The sequence below is a fragment of the Actinokineospora enzanensis DSM 44649 genome (assembly GCF_000374445.1).
Taxonomy (GTDB): domain Bacteria; phylum Actinomycetota; class Actinomycetes; order Mycobacteriales; family Pseudonocardiaceae; genus Actinokineospora; species Actinokineospora enzanensis.
The window spans coordinates 146,541-163,648 of the sequence record NZ_KB894407.1; the positions used below are offsets into that span (position 1 = coordinate 146,541).

Annotated in this window: 20 protein-coding genes; 1 reads left to right on the forward strand and 19 read right to left on the reverse strand. The window is 74.3% G+C overall.

Annotated elements, in window-relative coordinates; genetic code table 11:
- Window positions 1-137: 137 nt before the first annotated feature.
- The 7 genes from C503_RS0108835 to C503_RS0108865 form a co-directional block, all read right to left on the reverse strand.
- Complete coding sequence (locus tag C503_RS0108835) at window positions 138-851, reverse strand: Clp protease N-terminal domain-containing protein (protein WP_018681829.1); 714 nt, start codon at window positions 849-851, stop codon at window positions 138-140.
- A gap of 120 nt (window positions 852-971) precedes the next feature.
- Complete coding sequence (locus tag C503_RS0108840; protein ID WP_211222354.1) at window positions 972-2,096, reverse strand: class I SAM-dependent methyltransferase; 1,125 nt, start codon at window positions 2,094-2,096, stop codon at window positions 972-974.
- 17 nt (window positions 2,097-2,113) lie between these two features.
- The gene (locus C503_RS0108845) at window positions 2,114-3,391 is read right to left on the reverse strand and encodes a class I SAM-dependent methyltransferase (RefSeq protein WP_018681831.1); all 1,278 of its coding nucleotides are present in this window, start codon (window positions 3,389-3,391) and stop codon (window positions 2,114-2,116) included.
- Window positions 3,388-3,732 (reverse strand): antibiotic biosynthesis monooxygenase family protein, encoded by a 345-nt coding sequence (locus C503_RS43140; protein WP_169514517.1) that lies wholly within the window; start codon window positions 3,730-3,732, stop codon window positions 3,388-3,390. Before C503_RS43140 ends, C503_RS0108845 begins: the two co-directional genes overlap by 4 nt.
- A gap of 10 nt (window positions 3,733-3,742) precedes the next feature.
- Window positions 3,743-4,066 (reverse strand): antibiotic biosynthesis monooxygenase family protein, encoded by a 324-nt coding sequence (locus C503_RS0108855; RefSeq protein WP_018681833.1) that lies wholly within the window; start codon window positions 4,064-4,066, stop codon window positions 3,743-3,745.
- Between the two features lie 45 nt (window positions 4,067-4,111).
- Window positions 4,112-4,573, reverse strand: coding sequence for an anthrone oxygenase family protein (locus C503_RS0108860; RefSeq protein ID WP_018681834.1), 462 nt, complete (start codon window positions 4,571-4,573; stop codon window positions 4,112-4,114).
- Between the two features lie 75 nt (window positions 4,574-4,648).
- The gene (locus C503_RS0108865) at window positions 4,649-5,656 is read right to left on the reverse strand and encodes a ketoacyl-ACP synthase III family protein (protein WP_026316102.1); all 1,008 of its coding nucleotides are present in this window, start codon (window positions 5,654-5,656) and stop codon (window positions 4,649-4,651) included.
- A 115-nt stretch (window positions 5,657-5,771) separates the two neighbouring features.
- Here C503_RS0108865 and C503_RS0108870 point away from each other — a divergent pair, with 115 nt between their 5' ends.
- Window positions 5,772-6,977: an acyltransferase domain-containing protein gene (locus C503_RS0108870; RefSeq protein ID WP_245572432.1), complete on the forward strand. Its 1,206-nt coding sequence runs from the start codon at window positions 5,772-5,774 to the stop codon at window positions 6,975-6,977.
- 96 nt (window positions 6,978-7,073) lie between these two features.
- Here the strand turns inward: C503_RS0108870 and C503_RS0108875 are convergent, their stop codons facing one another.
- From C503_RS0108875 to C503_RS38695, 12 genes are read right to left on the reverse strand one after another with little or no spacing between them, the layout of a single operon-like run.
- Entirely contained in the window at window positions 7,074-8,099 is a 1,026-nt protein-coding gene (locus tag C503_RS0108875) for a methyltransferase (protein WP_018681837.1), read from the reverse strand.
- On the reverse strand, window positions 8,096-9,145 hold the full coding sequence (locus C503_RS0108880; protein WP_018681838.1) for a methyltransferase: 1,050 nt from the start codon (window positions 9,143-9,145) through the stop codon (window positions 8,096-8,098). Before C503_RS0108880 ends, C503_RS0108875 begins: the two co-directional genes overlap by 4 nt.
- Window positions 9,142-9,606, reverse strand: a complete 465-nt coding sequence (locus tag C503_RS0108885; RefSeq protein WP_018681839.1) for an SRPBCC family protein — start codon at window positions 9,604-9,606, stop codon at window positions 9,142-9,144. The genes C503_RS0108880 and C503_RS0108885 overlap by 4 nt, the downstream gene beginning before the upstream one ends.
- Window positions 9,603-9,872: an acyl carrier protein gene (locus tag C503_RS0108890; protein WP_018681840.1), complete on the reverse strand. Its 270-nt coding sequence runs from the start codon at window positions 9,870-9,872 to the stop codon at window positions 9,603-9,605. The genes C503_RS0108885 and C503_RS0108890 overlap by 4 nt, the downstream gene beginning before the upstream one ends.
- 28 nt (window positions 9,873-9,900) lie before the next feature.
- A complete protein-coding gene (locus C503_RS0108895) occupies window positions 9,901-11,130 on the reverse strand; it encodes a ketosynthase chain-length factor (RefSeq protein WP_018681841.1) in 1,230 nt (409 codons plus the stop codon).
- On the reverse strand, window positions 11,127-12,392 hold the full coding sequence (locus C503_RS0108900) for a beta-ketoacyl-[acyl-carrier-protein] synthase family protein (protein ID WP_018681842.1): 1,266 nt from the start codon (window positions 12,390-12,392) through the stop codon (window positions 11,127-11,129). The genes C503_RS0108895 and C503_RS0108900 overlap by 4 nt, the downstream gene beginning before the upstream one ends.
- Complete coding sequence (locus tag C503_RS0108905) at window positions 12,389-12,811, reverse strand: cupin domain-containing protein (protein WP_026316104.1); 423 nt, start codon at window positions 12,809-12,811, stop codon at window positions 12,389-12,391. Before C503_RS0108905 ends, C503_RS0108900 begins: the two co-directional genes overlap by 4 nt.
- Window positions 12,808-13,137 carry a TcmI family type II polyketide cyclase gene (locus C503_RS0108910; RefSeq protein ID WP_018681844.1) on the reverse strand — a complete coding sequence of 110 codons (330 nt, stop codon included), beginning with the start codon at window positions 13,135-13,137 and terminating at the stop codon, window positions 12,808-12,810. Before C503_RS0108910 ends, C503_RS0108905 begins: the two co-directional genes overlap by 4 nt.
- Window positions 13,138-13,184: 47 nt before the next feature.
- A complete protein-coding gene (locus C503_RS0108915) occupies window positions 13,185-14,150 on the reverse strand; it encodes a zinc-binding dehydrogenase (protein WP_018681845.1) in 966 nt (321 codons plus the stop codon).
- Window positions 14,150-15,190, reverse strand: a complete 1,041-nt coding sequence (locus C503_RS0108920; RefSeq protein WP_018681846.1) for a 3-oxoacyl-ACP synthase III family protein — start codon at window positions 15,188-15,190, stop codon at window positions 14,150-14,152. The genes C503_RS0108915 and C503_RS0108920 overlap by 1 nt, the downstream gene beginning before the upstream one ends.
- A complete protein-coding gene (locus C503_RS0108925) occupies window positions 15,187-16,404 on the reverse strand; it encodes a nucleotide disphospho-sugar-binding domain-containing protein (RefSeq protein WP_018681847.1) in 1,218 nt (405 codons plus the stop codon). Before C503_RS0108925 ends, C503_RS0108920 begins: the two co-directional genes overlap by 4 nt.
- The gene (locus tag C503_RS38695; protein WP_018681848.1) at window positions 16,392-17,105 is read right to left on the reverse strand and encodes a sulfotransferase family protein; all 714 of its coding nucleotides are present in this window, start codon (window positions 17,103-17,105) and stop codon (window positions 16,392-16,394) included. The genes C503_RS0108925 and C503_RS38695 overlap by 13 nt, the downstream gene beginning before the upstream one ends.
- Between the last annotated feature and the right edge of the window lie 3 nt (window positions 17,106-17,108).

Sequence of the window (17,108 nt, forward strand, 5' to 3'; positions counted from 1 at the left end):
CATGTCTCGACCCGCCCACGACGTGCCTGACGGCACCGCCGAAACGACCAAGTACATCCAGTACGAGGCCGTCCCGGCGGCACCGCCAGCCACGCCGTGGACCCGCCGATACACGGCCGACGTTCTGAGTCGCACCACTAGTCACCGGCCCGCTGTTCCAGCCGCTCCACCCGTTCCAGCACCGGCCGCAGCTCCTGCCGCACCACGGCCGCGATCATGCCCGCCGCGTCCCCACCCGTCTGTGCGCGCAGATGCGTGTACCCGGTGAGCGCGGCGACGACCGTACGACGCGCGACCCGCAACTCGACGCCGACATCCCGCAGCACCTGCCCGCCGGTCCCATCGGGCTCGCCGACCAGGCCGAGCAGCAGGTGCTCGCAACCGACATAGTTGTGCCCCAACGCCAACGCCTCGGTCACCGTCAGCTCCAACGCGTTCGCCGCCGCCCCACTGAACTGCGTCGCGGTCCCTTCCGGCCCGGCCTCGGCATTGGCCAACGCGCGGGACACGTGCGCGGGATCAATCTCCATGGCCCGCAACACATGCAGCGCGAGATTGGTTCCCTCGGCGAGCATCCCGTGCACCAGATGCTCGGTCCCGACCGTCGCCGCCCCAACCTCCCGCGCCTGCCCGACAGCCAGCTTCACCACGACCCGCGCCCGTTCCGTGAACTGCGAGAACTGCGCCGTCGGATCCTCGGTCTCCAGATCGCCCAACACGGTCGCCCGGATCGCGCTGACCCGCCGCACCGACTGCTCCAACGCCCGCTGGCAGATCGCGGACACCGGCACCCCGGTCGCCTTCACACTGTCCGCCAGCTCATCGGGCAGATACACGTTGATCTTCGGCATGCCGACCACCTCCCGAATCTATAACCCTATTTATAACCCCGATCGGGGTTAGGGTCAACCGGGTGTCGGTGGAAGGGGCTTGTCCACCTCCGGGGCATGGGCCGGTGGTGGACACGGCCGTCAGGACGATGCTGCTCCCTCGCCCCGGACGCGGCCCGCGATCCACGGCGGGAGGCCGTCCTCGTCGTTGCGTCCCTTCTCGATGAAGGCGATGTTGTGGTGGACATGCACACCGACGACCGCGCCCGCGGTCGCGCCCGGCGTCGCCGCCGAGACCCGCTCGGCGTGGTGCAGGCCGTCGAGCAGGGACTTGAGCAGCCCGACCGAGGTGTGCCCGGGTGCGGTGTCCGTGTCGACCCCGCCGAACGACGGCCAGTACGCCGTCTGCAGGTCCTCCACCACGTACACGCCCCCGTCGCGCACGTGCGGGAACAGCGTGGCGAACGTGCTGTGGACGTGGGCGTTCAGGTGGCTGCCGTCGTCGATGACCACATCGAACGGTCCGTGTTCGCGGGCCACGGCCAGCAGTGTCCCCGGATCGGACTGGTCGCCCACCACGACGGTCACGCGCGGCGCGGTCAGCGCGGTCTTGTCGACCACGTCCATGCCCACGATCCGGCCGCGCGGGAACCATCGTCGCCACATCCGCAGGGACGCCCCGCCCAGTTCGCGCCCGTACCCGCCGATGCCGATCTCCAGGAGTCGGATCGGCCGGTCGCGGAAGGGCGCCAGGTAGTTCTCGTAGTGCCGCGTGTACCAGTGGAAGCTCGCCCACTTGTCCGAGCCGTACCGCACGGACAGCTCGCCGAGCGCGGGGGCGGCCGCCAGGCCGGACATGATCGTGCCGGTGGCCTGTGCGGCGGCGCGCATCAGCGGGTCCGGTCCGGCGTGGTCGCGCGGGGGAGCGGGCAGGAAGCGGTTGCCGAAGTCACCGCCTCGCCGGGTACCGCCGAAGAGTCGGCAGGCGAGGTCGACCGCGGTGAACCGCAGGACCATGCCGACCGGTTCCGCGTCGTTGTCCACCGCGGTCGGCGGTTCGTCCCGCACCAGCCGGAGCGCGGTCCGTGCCGTCTCGGTGCCCGCGGTGATGTCCAGGACGACGTGCACGGGGTGGGTGTTGGCGGGCGGGTCGCAGCGGAACACGACCTCGTCGACCAGCACCGCCGCCACCGCGGCCAACCCGGCCTCATCGACCAAGCGGGCCACCGCGTCCGGGTCCGGTCCGGCGAGCAGGAGACGGGTCACGATGTCCACGGGACCCCTCACCCGGCCATCGCGGAGTCGCCCGCGGCCACGACCGCCGGGTGCGGGATCGGGCGGATGAACCGACCGCCGCCCGCGAGGAACTCCCGTTCCCGCCGCACGATCTCGTCGGTGTAGTTCCACGCCAGCAGCAGGAAGTAGTCGGGCGGGTTCGCCCTGGCGTGCGCGGGCACCTCGACCGGGATGTGGCTGCCCGGCAACACCTTGCCCTGCTTCAGATCGGTGGTGTCGATGCAGAACGACACCTCGTCCCGGCCGATGCCGCAGGTCGTCAGCACCGTGTTCCCCTTGGCCGGGGCCCCGTACCCGGCGATGGTCGCGCCGCCCGCGCGCAGGTCGCGCAACAGCTGCGGCAGCTCGGCCCGGATCAGCGCCACCCGCCGGGAGAAGTGCCCGTAGGTCCCGTCGTCGAACACGCCCGCCGCCCGCTCCAGCTCGACCAGCCGGTCGACCGACGGCCTGGTCGGCCACGGGCCCTCGGCGCGCGCGACGACCACCACGACGGAACCGCCGTGCACCGCCGTCCGCTCGACGTCGACCACCCGCAGCCCGAACCGCGCGAACAGCGTCGCCATCGTCGACACGCACAGGTAGGACAGGTGTTCGTGGTAGATGGTGTCGAACGCGGTCTGGTCCAGCAGGTCCAGCAGGTACGGCACCTCGATGGCGAACACGCCGCGCGGCGAGAGCAGCTCCCGCACGCCCTCGGCGAGCCCGGCGAGGTCGTCGACGTGGCCGAAGACGTGCCGTCCCAGCACCAGGTCGGCGTGGCCGCGCTCGCGGGCGATGCGCCTGCCGAGGTCCGCGTCGAAGAACTCCACCAGGGTCTGCACCCCGTTGGCCGCGGCGCGGCCCGCGAGGTTCCTGGCCGGGTCCACGCCGAGCCCGCGCATCCCCGCCCGCTGGAACTCCACCAGCTGCTGCCCGGTGTTGCTGCCCAGCTCGACGACGAACGAGCCGGGGCCGAGCCCGAACCGGGTGCCCAGCAGCTCGGCCACCCAGCGCATGTGCCGGGTGATCGTCACCGACTCGGAGGTCACGTACGCGTAGTCGCGGTAGAGCAGCTCGGGGTCGACCACGTGGGTCAGGCTCATCAGCCTGCAGGACCGGCAGGACTGGGCGCCCAGCGGGAACGTGCGCTCGTCCGCGTAGGACGCGGCCGGGTCGAGGTAGTTGTTGGCCAGCGGGACCGAGCCGAGGTCGACGACCGGCAGCCAGTCGTCGGCCCCGCAGACCCGGCAGGCGGTCACGCGGCGCACGCCGTCGGCGGTGTTCACAGTGGAGCCTCCCTGTCGGCGCGGTCGGTATGGCCGCGGCCGGTCGCGGTACCCGCGATCTCGTAGAGCTCGTACCGCCCGGCCGGGCGGTCGAGGTGGCGGTAGCCGTCGAGCTTCCCGGTGTGCGCGCGGTGCGCGGGGTCGTCGGCCCAGGCGCGGAAGGCGACCAGGCTCTCCCACTCGCTGGCCACCACGAACTCTCCGGGCGCGGACACCGACCGCAGCAGCTCGTTGCCGCGCAGGCCGGGGACGTCCACCAGCCCGGCACCGATCTCCCGGTAGGCCCGCTCCAGGTTCTGGACCTCATCGCCCGTCGCGCGGTACCACAACAGCGCGCGCACGCGGCCCACCTCAGCCACGGCCCGCCCCGGCCAGCTCGGTCACGACGGTGGTGGTCCACATCCGACCGCCCTCGCGGAACGGCTGGAGCCGCTCGCGGTGGCCGACGTGGGCGTCGCTGTGCTCGAAGGTCCGGAACGCCGCCTCGTCCGTCCAGTCGCTGATGATGTAGTAGTGGCCGTCACCGGTGGTGCTGCGCATCAGCCACTGGCCGAGGTTCGCCGGGTCGCCCGCGACGACGTCCCCCACGCTCACCCATGTCTTCTCGAACTCCTCTGCCATGCCCTCGCGGATCCGCATCTGCAGGATCACGCGGAACGGCGCGGAAACACTCATCTCCAACCTCCGGAGGGGATATGCGCGGGAAGCCCGCGCGGGGTCTCAGGCGAGCACGAGGCACACGGCGACCGCGTCCGCGACGACGGCACCGCAGATCAGGCCTGTCCGCACCAGGTGCCAGCGGCGCCACCGCGCCCGCGGGTCGACGGCGGCCCAGTCGGCGGGCAGGTGGTCGGCGTCCAGACCGGCCACCCAGCGGTTGATCGGCGCGGTGCGGGTGGCGGAGACCGCCAGCACCGCCGCCGTCGCCAGCACCGCCACGACCACCGGGACCCGCGCCCGCTCCGGTACGGCGACCGCGGCGCCCAGCTCGCACAGCCAGGACAGGCAGGTCAGGATCGGCATCAACGGCTCCAGCCGTGGTCCGGCGAACTGCTTGGCCAGCACGTAGTCGCGGGGCGCCATGGTGACCAGCAGTGGTTCCGAGGCGAGGGCGGCGCCCAGCATCACCCCGGCCACGACGGCGCTCATGGCGAGTGCCAGCGTGGGCAGCAGACCGGCCATGTCACCTCCCATTGTGCGTTCTCCCGGTGCCGCAACGACTATCGCGGCCGACGGTCGAGGCGATCTCGAATGGACTCAGGTCCGCAGCACCGCCGCGGACCAGGTGAAGCCGGACCCGATCCCGAGCACCAGCAACAGCCGGTCGGTGGCAGGCGCGCCCGCGCGCAGCAGGTGGTCCAGGCCCGCGAACTGGTCGGCCGCGCCCAGGTGCCCGATATGCCTGCTCCACGCCCAGTTCGTGGCGTCCGGGTCGATGCCGAACGGCCGGAGGAACCCGGCGGTGAGGCGGCCGAAACCGAAGTGCGGCAGCACGAAGAGGTCGATGTCGGCCAACCCCACGCCCGCGTCGGCGAGCGCCCGGTCGACGGCGGCGCGTTGCCCGTCCAGGATGCGACCGATGACCTGCGCCAGTCCGACCCGGCGCAGGTACTGCCGGACCCGGGCGTCGGCGGCGAACGGCACACCGCCCGCGAGCGGGGTGTCGGTGAACGGCTCGTCCCCGCGGTGCATCCGTTCCAGCTCGCCGTCGCCGACGGTGGCCACGCTGAGCAGTCGGGCGAGACCGCCACCACGCGCCAGCACGATGGCCGCGGCCCCGTCACCGAAGACCATGCCGTTCTCCGCGGTCCACCGGTCGAACGCGGGCGGGCAGAACTTGTCCCCGGCGGACAGCAATGCGGCCTGCCGCCGTGGGTCGGCCGCCAGGTAGGACGCGGCCAGTTCGAGCGCCGCCATGCCGCCGTTGGACATCTGCCGCACCTCGAACGCCGGGCAGCTCCCGCCCACCGCCTCGCGTTGCACATAGGACGCGGGCGCCCACAGGTCCAGGCCCTGGTGGTACACGCTCGCGTGCAGCACCAGGGCGAAGTCGGCCGGGTCGCGCCCGGAGTGCGCCACCGCGCCGATCGCGGCGGCGGCCGCCATCTCGATCGCGGCCTCGTCGCCCGCCACCCGGATCGCCGCCACCCGATCGGTCACCAGCCGGTCCGCGGGCCAGCGCCCGGCTTCCACCGCCGCCCGAGTGGGCACCTCCGGCGGGAGGTAGGAGCCCGTACCGGCCACGTACAAGTCGTCGCACCGCACGCGGGCAGCCTCGCGGTCCGGCCTCGAACCGCCCTTGACCGCACCGTTCGAGGCCGGTTCGAGGCCCGGGATCCACTGTGGATTCCGGAACCGTGGATCCCGGAAGGGAGTCGCCATGACCACCGGGGAGCCCCGACTGGTGTGCTGGTGGGGCGCCGACGAGCGGGCCGCCGCGCGGATGGCCGAGCGGGTCGTCGCGGCCCTGGCCGCGGGGACCGATCCGCCCGACCCGTCGGTCGCGGGCCCGGGTGACCTGGTGCGCGGCGCCGTGGTCGCCGCGGACGCGGCCACGGCCGCCGCCCGGGTGTCGGCCGTCCGACCGGTCCGCGCTCGTGACCGCCCGGTCGTGCTCCTGCTCCCCGGCCAGGGCGCGCAGCAACCGCGCATGGCGGCGGGCCTGTACCGGCACGAGCCGATGTTCACCCGGCACGTCGACGAGCTGCTCGACCGGTTCGACGACCGGGTCCGCGCGGCCTGGCTCGCGGACCCGGCCCCCGGTCCCGCGGTCTTCGACGACCTGGCCATCGCCCAGCCGCTGCTTTTCGCGATCGGCCACGCACTGGCCCGGGTCGTGCTCGGGTGGGGCCTGCGGCCTGCCGAGCTGCTCGGCTACAGCGTCGGCGAGTTCGTGGCGGCGACGGTGGCGGGTGTCTTCGCCCCCGCCACCGCGGCGGAACTGTTGCGGGAGCGGGTCGAGCGGCTCGGCGAGGCCACCCCCGGTGGGATGCTGGCCGTGCTGGCCCCGCCCGACGCGGTGGCCGACCTGCTCGGCGGGGGAGTGGCGGTCGGCGCGGTGAACGCGCCGCGGCAGACGATCCTCGCGGGTCCCGACGGCCCGCTCGACGCGGTCGCGGCCCGGTTGCGCGAGCGCGGGATCACCTGCCGTCGGGTGCGTGCCCGACAGCCCTTCCACAGCCCGGTCATCGCCCCGGCCTGTGCCGCGTCGATCCCCGCCGTGGCGGCGGTGCCGCTGTCCGCGCCCGTGATCCCGGTGCGCTCGGCCTACACCACCCGGGTGCTGCGCCCCGACGAGGCTCGCGACCCGGTGTTCTGGGCCATGCAGCCCGCGGAACCGGTGCTGTTCCACCCGACGCTCGACACCCTGCTCGCCCGCGACCACCTGCTGCTCGACATCGGACCGGGACAGAGCCTGACCTCACTTGCCGCGCTGCACCCGGCGGTGCGGTCCGGGGCGAGCGGGGTGGTCCCCCTGCAACCGGCGGCAGCGTCGCCTGTGGACGATCGAGCCGCGCTGCTGGCCGCCAAGGGCAGGCTGTGGGCCGAGGGCTCCCTGCCCCTGCACGGGTCCCGATCGATCTGAACTCCGTTTCCCGTCCCCTGCGCGGGTGATCCCCGTGGGACGGCACGGCACCGCCCGACCGTGAGATCGTCGCGGTCGGGCGGTACCCGTGGGACCTCAGCGCCGGGTCGCGATCACCAAGGTCTCGGTGCCCGCGATCGGTTGCGACGTCACGTCGTCGAACCCGTGCCGGACCAGCAGCTCCCGACAGTCCGCCACCGTGTACTCGGCACCGTCCGGTGTGGTCAGCAGCATGTTCAGGCTGCCGAGCAGGCTCAACGCCGACCCCCGGCGGTCGTCGGCGATCATCCGGTCGTAGATCGCCACCCGGCCGCCCGCGGGGAGCGCGGCGTGCGCCTTGCCCAGCAGCATGGCGCGGTCGTCGGGGGACGCGCCGTGCAGGACGTGGCCGAGGACGAGCACGTCCCCCGCGGGCAGCGGTGCCCGCTCGAAGTCGACGGCGGCGAACCGGATCCGGTCGCCGAGCCCGAAGCGGGGGATGTGCTCGTCGTACAGGCGTTCCACCGCGGGCAGGTCGAGGCAGACACCGCGCAGCGTCGGGTTGGCGGACAGCAGGACGCCGAGCAGGTTGCCGCGGGCGCCGCCGACATCGACCACGGTGGTCGGCTCCGGTGCCTCCGACAACCGGAGCGCGGCGGCCAGCTCGACCGCCACCCTGGTGCTGACGGTGTCCATGGCGGCCATGAACTTCCGCGCCGTGACCGGGTCCTGGTACATGCCGTCGAGGAACACCGCGCCTGCCGCGCCCTGCGGCTTGCCCGTGCGCAACGCCTCGGTGAGGTTCCCCCACACTCCATAGAGGACTGTCCCGGCCATCTCGGCCAGTCCGCCGAGGTAGGCGGGCGAGTTCCGGTCGAGGAACATCCGCGTCGACGGGGTCGGCTGGTAGCGGTCCTCGTCGTCGCGGTCGAGCAGGTCGAGCGCGACCAGCGCGTCCAGGAAGTCGCGGCTCGACCGCGGGTGCAGGCCGCACCGCCGCTCGACCTCGGCGGCCGTGCCCGCCGCGGCGGCCAGCTCGGTGAACAGGTCGAGCTCGACCGCGGCCTGCACGGCCCGGGAGGCGAAGAACCCCATGGTGAGCTGGTGCAGGCGGGCGGGGTCGAGCCCGGCGGTGGTGGTCATGCTGGTCTCCTCGTGGTCGGGTGCTCGGTGGTCGGTCGGCAGCGCAGCACGGTCCAGCGGCCGGGTTCGGGGTCCTCGACCAGTCGGTAGCCCGCCCCGCCGACCAGCTCGCGCCAGTCGGCGAGGGTGCGGTCCCGGCCGCCGAAGACGGCGAGCATGTCCAGGTCGAGGAACTTGGCGTTGTCCCACGTGCCGGGTTCGGCGAGCACGCGGTCGAGCACGTGCACGTCCGCGCCCGCCTCGGTGGCGACACCGTGCGCCCAGCGCAGCACCCGTCCCGCGGCGTCGTCGTCCAGTACGTGCAGCACGCTCTTGAGCAGGTAGTGCGTGCAGCCGCGGGGCGGGTCGGCGGTGAAGAAGTCGCCCCCCACGACCTCGGCGCGGTCGGCGACCCCCGCCCCGGCCAACACCGCGGGCGCGTGCGCGACCGCGGCCGCGCGGTCGAACAGCACCCCCGTGCACTCCGGGTTGGCCCGCAGCAGCGCGGCCAGCAGGGTGCCGTCGCCGCCACCGAGATCGGCGATCCGCGAGCCGGGCGGGAAGCGCAGGCGGGCCTGGTAGACGTGGCTGACCGACGCCGCCAGCGCGCCCATCGCCTCGTCGAACACCGCCTCGTGCTCGGGGTGCTGTTCGATGTAGCGCCAGACCGGGGCGCCGAACACGGCGTCGAACGCCGTCTCCCCGGTGCGCACGCTGTGCCGCAGCGCGCCGAAGGACCGCCAGCCCAGCTCGCCGCCGAGCAGCCGGAACAACGCGCCGGGCCCGCCGCGCAGGCACGCGCTGACCTCGTTCTGCGCGAACCGGCCGTCGGGGAGCTCGGCGAACACCCCGCCGGTGGCGGCCGCCCGCAGCACCCGGTGCAGCGACCGCGGGTGCGCGCCGACCCGGTCCGCCAGTGCCGCGGCGTCGCACGGACCGTCGGCCAGCTCGTCCGCGACGCCCAGCTCGGCGAGCACGGTCACCGCCTGCATGAGCCGCATCCCGTCGGTGACGTGCAGCAGCCGGGCGACCGGCGGCAGCGTCGCCGGGTCCGGTCCGGCGGTCACGAGCCGACCCCGGTGCGCGCCGCCAGCTCGATCAGGCCCTTGATCCGTGCCATCTGCTCGGCGGAGCCCGCGGTGATCCGCCGCGCCATGAACTCGTCGTCCACCGGCGCGGTGTCCTTCAGATGGAACTCCTGGCGCCACCGCAGCTCCACTCCCGCGGGCAGCTGCCGGTACTCCCAGGTGATGTGCATGAACTCGAAGTGGCCGGTCTCCACGCGCTCGGCGCGCACCCGCAGCCCGGCCCGGTCGCGGACCCGCCGGGACACCCAGCTCCAGGCCCGCCCGTGCTCGTCCGGGTGGGTGTGCAGCCGGAAGGTGGTGGTGACCCCGTCGTCGTCGAGGATCTCCACCCGCGCGTACTCGGAGAACAGCCCGGTCCACGACGCGACGTCGTTGGACATGTCCCACACCAGGTCGAGCGGCGCGTCGATGACGACCGCGTGCTCGGTGCGGGCGGTCACGACCGGGCCTCGACGAGGCGGTCGTTCACGTAGTCGACGACCGACCGCGGCGTGGTCAGCCGCTCGACCAGCTCGTCGGGCACCTCGAAGTCGTAGCGCCGCCCGATCAGCGAGGTCAGCTCCAGCACGGCGAGCGAGTCGTAGCCCAGCTCGGGGAACCCGGTGTCGAGGATGTCGGCGCCCAGGTCGACGCCGTCGTCGACACCGACCGCGGCGCGCATGATCTCCCGCAGGTCGTCGAGGGTGAACGTGGTGGTCTGGCTCATGGTCTGGCTTCCTCCCGCGGTCGGTGGTTCAGCGGTCGAACGGGTCGTGGCGGACGAGGACCATGGCGCTGTTGAACCCGCCGTGGCCGCGGGCGACGACCAGGGCGGCGCGGACCGGCGCCTCCCGCGGCCGGTCGAGCACCAGGTCCAGGTCGCAGCCGTCGGCGAGGTCCCGGGTGGCGACCGTGGGCGGGATGAGCCCGTCGCGGATGGCCAGCGCGGCGGCGGCCACGTCGAGCGCGGCCCCCGCGTAGAGGCGGCCGGTCATCGTCTTGGGCGCGGTCACCGGCACCCCACGCGGCCCGAAGACCTCGGTGAGGACGCTGGCCTCGGCCAGGTCCAGCTCGGCGACCCCGGCCGCGTCGGCGAACACCACGTCGATGTCGGCCGGGGCGAGACCCGCGTCGTCGAGGGCGCCTGCGACCGCCCGGCCGAGACCGCCGGGCCGCCCGGAGCCCGGCCTGGGGTCGAAGGTGGCGGCGTGGCCCGCGATCCGCGCGTACGGCCGGGCGCGCCGGTGCCGCACCGCGTGTTGCTCGTCCTCCAGGACCAGGATCGCGCCGCCCTCGCCGGGCACGTAGCCCGCCGCGTCCCGGTCGAACGGCGTGTACGCGGCGGCGGGGTCGGTGCCGGTGGCGAGGTGCCCGGTGGTCAGCTGGGCCACCAGGCCGTACGGGGCCAACGAGGCGTCGGTGCCGCCGCTGACGACCATGGTGGCCGGGCCGTCGCGCAGCACCCGCCGGGCGTGCGCGATGGCGTCCAGGCCCCCGGCCTGCTCGGCCGCGATCGCCGCGCACGGTCCGCGCATGCCGTACCGGATGGACAGCTGGCCGGTGGTGGCCGCGTAGAACCAGGCGATCGACTGGAAGGCCCCGACGTGCCGGGGGCCCGCCGACCACAGCTTCGCGAGCTCCCGCTGGCCGAACTCGCCACCGCTGGACGAGGTCGAGGTGATCACGCCCATGGCGAACTCGGGGTACCGGGCCGGGTCGAGCCCGGCGTCGTCGAGGGCCATCGAGGTGGCCGCGAACGACAGGTGCGTCCAGTGGTCGGTCTGCGGGATCACCCGGCCGGGCACCCACCGCGCCGCGTCGAAGCCGGGCACCTCGCCCGCCAGGGCGCACGGGTAGCCGGTGGCGTCGAACCGGGTGATCGGGCGGATGCCGCTGGTGCCTGCCAGGGTCGCGGCCCAGTACCGCTCGGTGCCGACGCCGTTCGGCGCGGTCACGCCGATCCCGGTCACCACGACCCCGCTCACCGCCGGGTCCCCGGCGCGCGCAGCACGAGCGCGGTCTGGAACCCGCCGAAACCGCTGGCGACGCTGAGCACGGTGCGCACGTCGGCCTGCCGGGCGGTGCCGGGCACGTAGTCGAGGTCGCACTCCGGGTCCGGGTGCTCCAGGTTGGCCGTCGGCGGGATGACGCCCCGGTCGATGGCCAGGGCGCAGGCCACCGCCTCGATCGCGCCGACCGCGCCCATCGAGTGCCCGATCATCGACTTGATCGAGCTGATCGCGACCCGCCGGGCGTGCCTGCCCAGCGCCGTCTTGAACGCCGCGGTCTCGTGCCGGTCGTTCTGCCTGGTGCCCGACCCGTGCGCGTTGACGTAGTCGACCGCGTCCGGGGCGATCCGGGAGCGGTCGAGCGCGAGGGTGATCGAGCGGGCCAGCTCGCGGCCGTCGGGGCGCAGCCCGGTCATGTGGTAGCCGTTGCTGTGCGCGGCGTACCCGGTCACCTCGGCGTAGACGTGCGCGCCGCGGCCGCGGGCGTGCTCCAGCTCCTCCAGGACCAGCGCGGCCGCGCCCTCGGCCAGCACGAACCCGTCCCGGTGCAGGTCGAACGGCCGGGAGGCGCGCTCCGGCGCGTCCACCCTGGTGGAGGTGGCCCGGATGGCGTCGAAGCTGGCCACCGAGATCGGCGTGACCGGGGCGTCGGTGCCGCCGCCGACCACCACGTCGGCCGCCCCCTCGCGGATGAGCGCGGCCGCGTGCCCCACCGCGTCCAGGCCGGAGGTGCAGCCGTTGGACACCAGGGTCACCGGTCCCTCGGCTCCCGCGGTCCAGGCCACCTCGGCCGCGACCGTGCTCGGTGCCATGTGGCCGTAGAGGTGCGGCACGGCGTAGTCGTGGTCCACGAGCCAGTGCCGCCCGCCGTTGCTGACCACCGTGTACTCGCGCTCCAGGCTGGTCGCCTGGCCGGTGGCGCAGCCGACGGCGACGCCCACCCGGGTCGGCGCGATCCCGGTGTCCGCCAGGCCGCTCCCGGCGAGGGCCTCGCGGGTGGCGGCCACCAGCATCTGGGTCGCCCGGTCCATCCGGCGGATCTCCTGCGCGTCCAGTCCGGACTGGGCCGGATCGAAGTCGCACTCGCCCGCGATGGGGGAGCGGAAACCGCCCGCGTCGAAGAAGGTGATCAGCCGGGTCGCCGTCCGCCCGCTCTCCATCAGCTGCCAGAAGTCCTTGGTGCCGGTCCCCCCTGGGGCGACCACGCCGAGCCCGGTGACGACGACGCGGCGGGTCACAGGACCGCTCCGTGGTCCGGGGCGCCCGGCGGGAGCGGCTCGGTGTCCACGTGCCCCAGCTCAGGCCGGGGGGCCAGGGGCGCGGTGTGGAACACCACGAACGCCTCCGTCGCGCCGGTGTTGACCAACCGGTGCCGGACCCCGCGCGGCACCATCAGCGCGTCGTCCGCGCCCAACGCCACCGCTTCGCCGTCGAGCGTCATCTCCAGCTCGCCCCGCACGACGAACAGGAACTCCTCGGAGTACGGGTGGTAGTGCTCGGACACGTACTCGCCGGGTCCCAGGTGCAGCACGCCGCCGAAGCCCGCGGTCGCGCCGCAGGTGCGGGGACCGAGCAGCACCCGCAGGTCGCCGCCGCGGCGGCGGTTCGCGGGGATGTCGGCGAGCCGGACGGGTCTGCCCGGCGCGGGCGTGCTCACCGCGCCTCCCACCCGTAGAACTGCTGGGCGAACGCGTCCGCGGGCGACCGCCACGACTCGTGGTAGGGCGCCATGAACGGGCGCAGCCGGTCGGAGACGTCGGTGTAGAGCGGGTGCTGCTGTACCTTGGCGAGGTCGGCCGATATGTCCACTTCGGACTCGATCAGGTGCAGGTAGAGGTCGTGGAAGCGGAAGAGCGTGCGCCGCCGGACCCCGACCAGGTGGGGCAGCTCGGTGGCGTCGGACTCGGCGAAGATCCGCGCGATGCCGGTGAGGTCGTCGTCGCGCATCCTGGCCACGATCAGCTTGCGGCTCTGCTGGGGCATGTCCGTTCCTTTCCGGGGGAGTGCTGGGGTTCCTCGGGTCCGCGCCGTCACACCGTGATCACGACCTTCCCGAACACGGTGCCGCGGGCCAGCGCCGCGATCCCGTCGCGCACCCGGGCCAGCGGCAGCGTGCGGTCGACCACCGGGCGCACCCCCGACTCGACGCAGAACCGGGCCAGCTCGGCGAGCTGCGCGCGGGTGCCCATGGTCACGCCGACCACGGTCAGCTGGTGGAAGAAGACCCGGGCCAGGTCGAGCGTGGCGAACCGGCCGGAGGTGGCGCCCGCGACGACGATCCGCCCGCCGGGCCGCACCGACCGCGCCGAGTGCTCCCATGTGGACGGACCGACGGTCTCCATCACCGCGTCCACCCGCTCCGGCAGCCGCTGTCCCGGCGCGAACGCGGCCTCCGCGCCGATGCCCAGCGCCATCCGCCGCTTGTGCTCGTCGCCGCTGGTGACCCAGACGCGGTGGCCGAGGGCCGTGCCCAGGACGGTCAACGCGGTCGCCACACCGCCGCCCGCGCCCTGCACGAGCACCGTGGCCGCCTGCCCGAGCGCCGCCTTCTCGGTCAGCATCCGGTAGGCGGTGAGCCAGGCACCGGGCAGGCAGGCCGCGTGTTCCAGGCTCAGGCCGGCGGGCAGCGGCACGAGGTTGCGGGCGGGCACCTCGACCTGCTCGGCCAGTGTGCCGTCGTGGTCCTCGCCGAGCAGGGTCCGCTTCGGGTCAAGGGTTTCGTCGCCCGCCCCCGCCGCCGGGTCGCCGACGACCCCGTGCACGAGCACGCGGGTGCCGTCGGCGGCGGTGCCCGCGCCGTCGCTGCCCAGCACCACGGGCAGCCCGCGCGGCGCGCCCGCGCCCCGCAGGGTCCACAGGTCGTGGTGGTTGAGCGAGGCGGCCCGCACCCGCACCACGACCCAGTCCGGCCGCGGTCGCGGCTCGGGCCAGTCGCACACCGCCAGACCCGCGAGCGGGTCGGCGGCGTCCGCGCGCAGCGCGACGGCGGCGCGCATCACTGCTGCCTGAGGCAGACGCTGCCCCAGCAGAACCCGGCCCCGATCGCGGACAGCAGCACCAGCTCGCCGCGCCGGGGCCTGGCGCCGTGCGTGCCGGCGTGCAACGCGGTGAAGATCGAGGCGGCGCCGGTGTTGCCCAGCTCCCGCACCGTCACCGGGGCGGCCGACGGCGACACGCCCAGCCTGCCGAGCACGTCGTTGATGATGTTGAGGTTCGCCTGGTGCAGGTAGAGGTGGGCGATGTCGGTCGGGTCGACACCGGCAAGCGCGGCCGCGGCCCGGATGCTGCGCGGCAGCACGCCGGTCGCCACCCGCCAGACCTCCCGGCCCTCCATCCGGAGATACTGCTCGCCGCGCGCGGCCGTCTCCGGTGTCGTCGGCCGGGCCGCGCCGCCCGCCACGATCTCCACGCTGTGCGACAGCGCCGAGCCGAGGTCCCAGGACAGCAGCCCGAAGCCCGACTCGACCGGGCCGAGCACCACCGCGCCCGCCGCGTCGCCGAAGTACACCCGGGTGCGCCGGTCACCCGGGTCGGTCACCCTGGACAGCGCGTCGGCGCCGATCACCAGCACGTGCGCGAAGTCGCCGTTCTGCATGAGCTGCGCGCCCAGCACCACGCCGTAGACCCCGCCCGCGCACGCCACCTGGTTGAGGTCCAGCGGCACGGCCCGGGTGGCGCCGATGCGCTCCTTCACCGTCAGCGCCGTCGAGGGCAGCGGCTGGTCCGGGGTGATGGTGGTGACGACGATGGCGTCGATGTCCGCAGGCGCGATCCCGGCGGCGGCGATCGCGTCGGCGGCCGCGGCCACGCAGAGATCGGAGGTGTTCTGCCCGGCGGTCACCCAGCGGCGCTCGCGGATGCCGATGTGCGAGCGGATCCACGCGTCGGAGGTGTCCAGGTGCCGTTCGAGGTCCGCGTTGGTCACCACCGTGTCCGGGACGGCGACGCCGCAGCCGAGGATGCCGACGGGCACCCGCAACCGGCCGCGCGAGGCCGTCCCGGTGGTCGGTCTCGCGGTCTCGGCGGTCGTGGTCATGACAGGGCTCCCTGTGCGCGCTCGGAGTTGGCCAGTCGTTCGAGTACCTCGCAGACCTGGGCGAGCGGGGGCTGGGCGGCGATCTCCGCCGCGGTCCGGACGGCCCGCTCGCGCAGGGCCGGGTCACCGACCACCGCGGCGAACCGCTCCGCCACCGCGTCGGCGGACGCCTCGGCGGTGGGCAGGTAGTGGCCCACGCCCGCGGCGGCCATCCGCTCGGCGTTGAACAGCTGGTCGGGCACCTGGGGCACGGCCAGCTGGGGCAGGCCGTGGGTGGCGGCGGTCATGACCGTGCCGGTGCCGCCCTGGTGCACGATCGCGTCGCAGGTCGGCAGCACCAGGTGCAGCGGGGTCGGGTCGATCAGCCGCACGTTGTCCGGGACCTCGCCGAGCAGCTCCCGCTCCGCGGCGCCCGCGGTCACCAGCACCTCGGCGTCGTGCTCGCGCAACGCGCGCAGGATCTCCGGCACCCGGAACAGGTGCGTCAGCGCGTTGTCCCGGATCCAGGTGCCCCAGGTGAGCAGCACCCGGGACCGGCTCGGCGGTTCCCGCAGCCAGTCCGGCACGACGCCGGGGCCGTTGTAGGGCACGCAGCGGACCGCCTGGGCGGGGCCGGAACCGGGGGCGCGCATGGCGGTCGGGCACGGGTCGACGGTCAGGTCGCCCGCGGCCCGCAGGTCGTCCACACCGAACCTGCGGGCCAACGGCGCGAGCCGGTCCCCGGCGAGCTCGTCCATCCAGTGGAAGAAGTCCGGGCCCCACACGTGCCGCACCGAGGGGATACCGAGCACCCTGGCCAGCAGCGGCCCGCCGACCGCGGTCGGCTCGTGCACCACCAGGTCGGGACGCCAGGAACGACCGAACGCGACCAGGTCGTCCGCCAGCACCTCGGCGACGTCGCGGAAGTGGTCGAGCCCGCGCAGCACACCCGGCAGCAGGCCCGCGTCGCGCAGACCGGTCACGGTGCCCGGCCAGCTCGCGGGCAGCCGGGTGGTGGCCCGCAGCTTCGCGTCGAAGCCCTGCCGGAACATCGCGGCCACGTCGACGTCGGGACCCAGGCCCACCGCGGGCAACCCGGTGCCGGTCACCTTCGGCGCGAACGCGGGCTGGGTGGCCACCAGCACCTCGTGGCCCGCCGCGCGCAGCGCCCAGCCGAGCGAGACGATCGGGTAGTAGAAGGACGGTCCAGGGTAGGTCGTCATCAGCACCCGCATGGTCGTTCCCCTCCCTCGCGGCGCGCCAGCGCGGCGCGCAGGTGGTCCCGGTAGGCCCCGGCCTCGTTGAGGTGCGGGAAGGGGACGTCGGGGACCGGCACGCCGAGCGCGGCGCACAGCGGTGCCCACCCGTCCTGGACCCGGTAGTCCAGCAGGCGTTCCGGCGCGATCCCCGCGCGCACCATCCCGGTGTACTGGTCGACGATCGCGGCGGCGTGCGCCTCGTCGCGCAGCAGCGGGGCGCCCGACGGGTGCGCGGGCGCGCGCGCCCCGTCGTCGTCCGCGCCCAGCGCGGCCAGCATCTGCCTGCGCTGGAACGCGCCGACCTCGCCGACCATCGCGGCGAGCGGCGCCAGGTCCGGTGTGTCGAACGCGGTCATCGCCTCGCCGAACATCCGGTTGGCGCTGGCGCGCCAGCTCGCCGGGTCCCGGGTCAGCAGCACCACCTTCGCCGCCGGGAAGTGCTCGGCCAGCTCCCGCCAGAACGCGCCTGCGGGCCAGTCGGCCGCCGACCCGTACCCGGCGAGCACCGCCGACCAGTCCACCGGGGCGCCGCCCGCCGCCGCCCGCCAGGGTCGCTCGCTGCCCGGCCGGGCCACCACCTCGTACATGTGGTGGCACGGGCCGAAGCCGAGGATCGTCAGCGCCCGCGCCGTCGACAGCGTGCCCATCCGGCCGAAGCCCGCCACGATCACCCGCACGGC

Coding starts and splice junctions, on each gene's coding strand:
- C503_RS0108835 (WP_018681829.1), bottom strand. CDS start 851: ATGCCGAAGATCAACGTGTATCTGCCCGATGAGCTGGCGGACAGTGTG.
- C503_RS0108855 (WP_018681833.1), bottom strand. CDS start 4,066: ATGAGTGTTTCCGCGCCGTTCCGCGTGATCCTGCAGATGCGGATCCGC.
- C503_RS0108860 (WP_018681834.1), bottom strand. CDS start 4,573: ATGGCCGGTCTGCTGCCCACGCTGGCACTCGCCATGAGCGCCGTCGTG.
- C503_RS0108870 (WP_245572432.1), top strand. CDS start 5,772: ATGACCACCGGGGAGCCCCGACTGGTGTGCTGGTGGGGCGCCGACGAG.
- C503_RS0108875 (WP_018681837.1), bottom strand. CDS start 8,099: ATGACCACCACCGCCGGGCTCGACCCCGCCCGCCTGCACCAGCTCACC.
- C503_RS0108890 (WP_018681840.1), bottom strand. CDS start 9,872: ATGAGCCAGACCACCACGTTCACCCTCGACGACCTGCGGGAGATCATG.
- C503_RS0108910 (WP_018681844.1), bottom strand. CDS start 13,137: ATGCCCCAGCAGAGCCGCAAGCTGATCGTGGCCAGGATGCGCGACGAC.
- C503_RS0108915 (WP_018681845.1), bottom strand. CDS start 14,150: ATGCGCGCCGCCGTCGCGCTGCGCGCGGACGCCGCCGACCCGCTCGCG.
- C503_RS0108920 (WP_018681846.1), bottom strand. CDS start 15,190: ATGACCACGACCGCCGAGACCGCGAGACCGACCACCGGGACGGCCTCG.
- C503_RS0108925 (WP_018681847.1), bottom strand. CDS start 16,404: ATGCGGGTGCTGATGACGACCTACCCTGGACCGTCCTTCTACTACCCG.